The sequence below is a fragment of the Desulfoplanes sp. genome (assembly GCF_054921335.1).
On sequence record NZ_JBUDSQ010000135.1, the window covers coordinates 1 to 4,077 of the forward strand.

The following is a 4,077-nucleotide window of genomic DNA, read 5'->3' on the forward strand; positions in this document are numbered from 1 at the left end:
ATGGCCTGGGCAATCAATCCATCCAGACGTCGGACCAACTCGTCCCCGTAAAGCTCTCTGAGCAAAAAATAGTCATGGATACGAAACAGGACCACATTGAACTGATCATGAGAGCTCAAGATAGAGGTCAGTGAGACATCCTTGCCCATATCCGCTTCGCAGCATGAAAAAAAAGACATTGTTGAAACCAAATGCTCTCTTTGTGATAACTCCAGCAATCTCTTCTCCATAGTCCTTCCAGGTAGTTTCAATCATGCCAAGGTACCTTGTTCAAAAAATCCTGTCATACCAAACAAGAAAACTTCAAACCGCCAAACAGTTATCAACTCCCGGCATATTCCATATGCCTCGAGGGGTATGCACAGCCAGTCAACGGACATATACGGGACATCACGATGCAAGCGCTCTCTGGACGTCTTTGCGACCGTTACCCTCAGTAAAGGCGGTTAGATACCCAGAATGCGCTTCGAGATTTTCTGACGGATTCGAAGCCCCCTCTGTCTGGGAACAACGCTGGGTCATCTGCTTGAGCTGGTCCATCTCCTCGACAAGGCGACTGGTGATACCCAGGGATTTTTGGATATCCGAACAGGTGGTCGCAGCGAACATGTTCATCTTGTGCAAGGCGGAGTCAACCTGTTCGGCCGTGGTGGCCTGCGCTTCCGATTGTGTCATGATCTCCCGGGAACCAACTTCGGCCTCTCTGGAGAGAGAAACGATCTCTTCGAGACTTTCCCGTGATTGCGCAGACATGGTCACACAATGCCCAACGGCTCCGGTAGCCTTTTCCATCCGGCGTGTGCTGCTCACAATGGCCGACCGGGTGGACTCCACGTTGGCCGTGACCTCCTTGGTCGCGGTCATGGTCCGTTCCGCGAGCTTGCGGACCTCGTCGGCCACAACGGCAAAACCTCGTCCGGCCTCTCCGGCCCGGGCCGCCTCGATGGCCGCATTCAAGGCCAGAAGATTGGTCTGGTCGGCGATATCCCCGATGATCCCGGCAATGGAGGTGATCTGGCCGAGCATATTCCCCAGCCCGTCCATGTCGGTCTTCAACATTTCGGTGATCTCGTTGACCGAGGACACGGCATCCACGCTGGCCTGCACGCGTTGCAACCCATCATCGGCCTTCTGACGGACACGTTGGGAACCATCCACTGCAGTTCTCGCGGCCTCGGCCACACCACTGACCGCATGGAGCATGACGGCCATGGCATCGGAGATCTGCGAGGCGTGCTTTTTCTGATCCTCAGCGCCCCCACCCACGCCATTGAGTTCCATGTCGAGCTCTCCGGCGAGATCCTGTATCACAAGGGTCAAATCATCGGCATTGTGGACCAGGCTGTTCAGACTCGCGAACATGTCAGCCATCTTCTGCTGCTGGGCCTCTGTCTCGATTTCAGATTCCTCGGCACGCCTGGCATGCATTTCAGCCTGTTCCGCCTTGGCCCGGGCATCGTCGGTTCGGGCGCGCAGATTGGCAACCATGGTCGAGATGGCCTGTTTGAGCGCTTCCAGCTCGGGTCGGAATCTGGCATCCATTGTTGCTTCCAGATCACCCTCTGCCACGGCACAGGCAAAATCTCTGATCCGTGCAAGGGGCTTGAACAATTCCCTGCGCAGAAAAATGACACCCAGGATGACGACAACAATGGACAACAGGGTTCCCAGAATGACGACCTTGTGCCGAAGCTGAACAGTAGGCTCGAGGATGGTTCCCATGTCGGCTTGGGTGATCAGGGCCCAGGTGGTCGAACCCATCGTGATGGGGGTATAGGCCACCAACAATTCTTTCCCGGATCTATCCCTTGCCGAAATGATCCCGGTCTCACCCTTCAGTGCCAGATGTACCGGGGCGTTGGATTGAGGCAAAAATACAGAAGCCATAGACTCATGGTTTTTATTACGACTCCGGAGATCCTGACCAAAAGCAAATGTCTCCAACCCATGTTTCTCTTCCCCCTTATCGTCCAAAATCGAGGTCAGATGTTTTGACCCGATAACAAGAATCGCAGCACCGGCATGGCCTCCGGTATGATCCAGCACCGGGGCTCCCACAAAGGCACACAATTTTCCCCCGGCCGGTTCATACGGCAGCAGGTCGGAAAAACTTTCCTTCCCGTGCATGGCCATATCCCATACATGGCCGAGGGGGGTGTCACGAAGGAGACCGTGTTTGAGATCCTGCCCCAGGTCGTCATGCTTTTTCAGGCTGAAGACGATGCGACCGTAATCATCGACAAGCAGGAGATCCTCATACCCCAACAAGGTGCTGTACACCTTGAACGATGACAGCACATAGGCATGGTTGTCCTCATATTCCGGGGTATCTACCCTGGCGGGCTTTCCTTCTTGAGCGGAAACATCACTGAAATAATCCTGAAACATGACGATGGCATTGTAGACCTCGCTCCTTCTGGCAAGCAGAGAGACTTCCCGGGTCCAGACCTCGAGTTTCTGGCGTAAGCTATCTCCGGCGATATCCCGTTCGGTTGCCAGCCTTTGTCGAGCCTGATCCACAAGGCTGTCCGCTGCCTGTCGAACAGCGATTTCTCCCACGCAAACCACTGGGATGATCGACATGCACAGACAAAAAATTAAAAAAATGGATCGAATGGAACGCTTCATGGTCACTCTCCGGGCTTTGGTGAAAAACCAGTGGATGCTTACCCGGATCTGATGACATTTGTTTGTCCTTTCTGTGACAATTTTACGTGAACAGAAACTTGACTAAGCGGTTCAATTGATCAATGAAAAAAAATTTATTCGTACCTTACTCGTAAAAGTCTGCCATAAAAAAACAAGAAAATTCTCTAACCGCTTGAACTTAAAACTTAAAACTGCGGCTTGGCCGCATTAGACACTTGGTGACATCCTCTCCAGCCAACGGTATCATGCGATGTGTGCTTCCAACCTCAGCGGTGCTTCGTCGTTCAACGATTCTCATGCCACTGAACCCTTGAGTTCCCTGCTCCGGGGTATTGAGCGGTCGCTGAGCTCCGGCAAATACGACAAAGCCCTTCACCTCCTGGAAGAGCTGCGCACCTGCGTGGAATCGACAAAAAAGATCCAGCCCTCCCCTGCCTTGCCGATCCACGGCATGGGTGCAGAAATCGACACGCTTCGATCCCGCCTCGAAACCACCCAGGAACGACTCGACACGGTCATTGCCTTTCAGGAAGCCAATGTCTCCATTTTTTCCCGCCTGAACAGGGCCTTTTCCATCCTGCAGGAGGCCGAGAATTTCAGCCAGCTGCCTGATATCCTCACAAGAATCGCTCACCAAATGGGCACAACAGGCGTAGCTCTCGTTCTGGACATGGCCACCTATGAGGAGTTCGTGCCCAAAGGGCTGGGAACACTGCCGCAGCAAACCCTGGAGGAAATCAAGGTCTGGATCACATCCACTGCCGGACACAAACGCTATCTCGGAACAGTCGATGACATGGCTTGGTGGGATACCATTCTGACAGCCATGCCCCAGCGGACAATCGAATCAGGCTCCTGTCTCGTCTATCCCTTTTACGAACGTGGGAATACCGATCACATTGCCGGGCTCGTCTGTCTCTACGACACGGATGTTGAACGATATACGCCTGACAAGGCCACGGACTATCTGGAACATTTCTGCACGGATCTCGGGTGCACCGTCTGTCTGCTCCGGGTCCAGAAATTCCTCGAACGGGAACGATTCACCGACCCGCTCACCGGGGTTCCCAACAGGGCCTATCTCATGGCCTATGGACAGCAGATCCTTGAATTTGCTGAACGCAAATCGTTTCCCGTTACCCTGGTCTTCATTGATCTGAACGGATTCAAGGCGGTCAACGACACCTACGGCCACCTGACGGGTGACGACATCCTGCAACAGGTTGCCACCTGCCTCAAAAATCTGGTCCGCAAATACGACATGGTCGTTCGATTGAGCGGAGACGAATTCGTGGTTCTTCTTCCAGGAGTGGCCAGGGAAAAAACCGGCCAATTGATTTCCAGAATGTCCCAGCGCATCGCAACCATCGGGATATGGATTACGGGACAGGATAAAAGTTGATAATTATCAAACGTAGAAGCGGCGAG

At 53.4% G+C, this 4,077-nt stretch carries 2 protein-coding genes; one reads left to right on the forward strand and one right to left on the reverse strand.

Annotated elements, in window-relative coordinates:
* Positions 1-390: 390 nt before the first annotated feature.
* Positions 391-2,628 (reverse strand): methyl-accepting chemotaxis protein, encoded by a 2,238-nt coding sequence (locus tag ACY692_RS14345; protein ID WP_462326064.1) that lies wholly within the window; start codon positions 2,626-2,628, stop codon positions 391-393.
* Positions 2,629-2,899: 271 nt separating this feature from the next.
* On the opposite strand from ACY692_RS14345, the gene ACY692_RS14350 reads away from it, so the two are divergent.
* A complete protein-coding gene (locus tag ACY692_RS14350; RefSeq protein ID WP_462326065.1) occupies positions 2,900-4,051 on the forward strand; it encodes a diguanylate cyclase domain-containing protein in 1,152 nt (383 codons plus the stop codon).
* Positions 4,052-4,077 lie beyond the last annotated feature (26 nt).

Bases quoted from the DNA above. Each gene is read 5' to 3' on its own strand.
- ACY692_RS14345 (WP_462326064.1), bottom strand. From the start codon at position 2,628: ATGAAGCGTTCCATTCGATCCATTTTTTTAATTTTTTGTCTGTGCATG.
- ACY692_RS14350 (WP_462326065.1), top strand. From the start codon at position 2,900: ATGTGTGCTTCCAACCTCAGCGGTGCTTCGTCGTTCAACGATTCTCAT.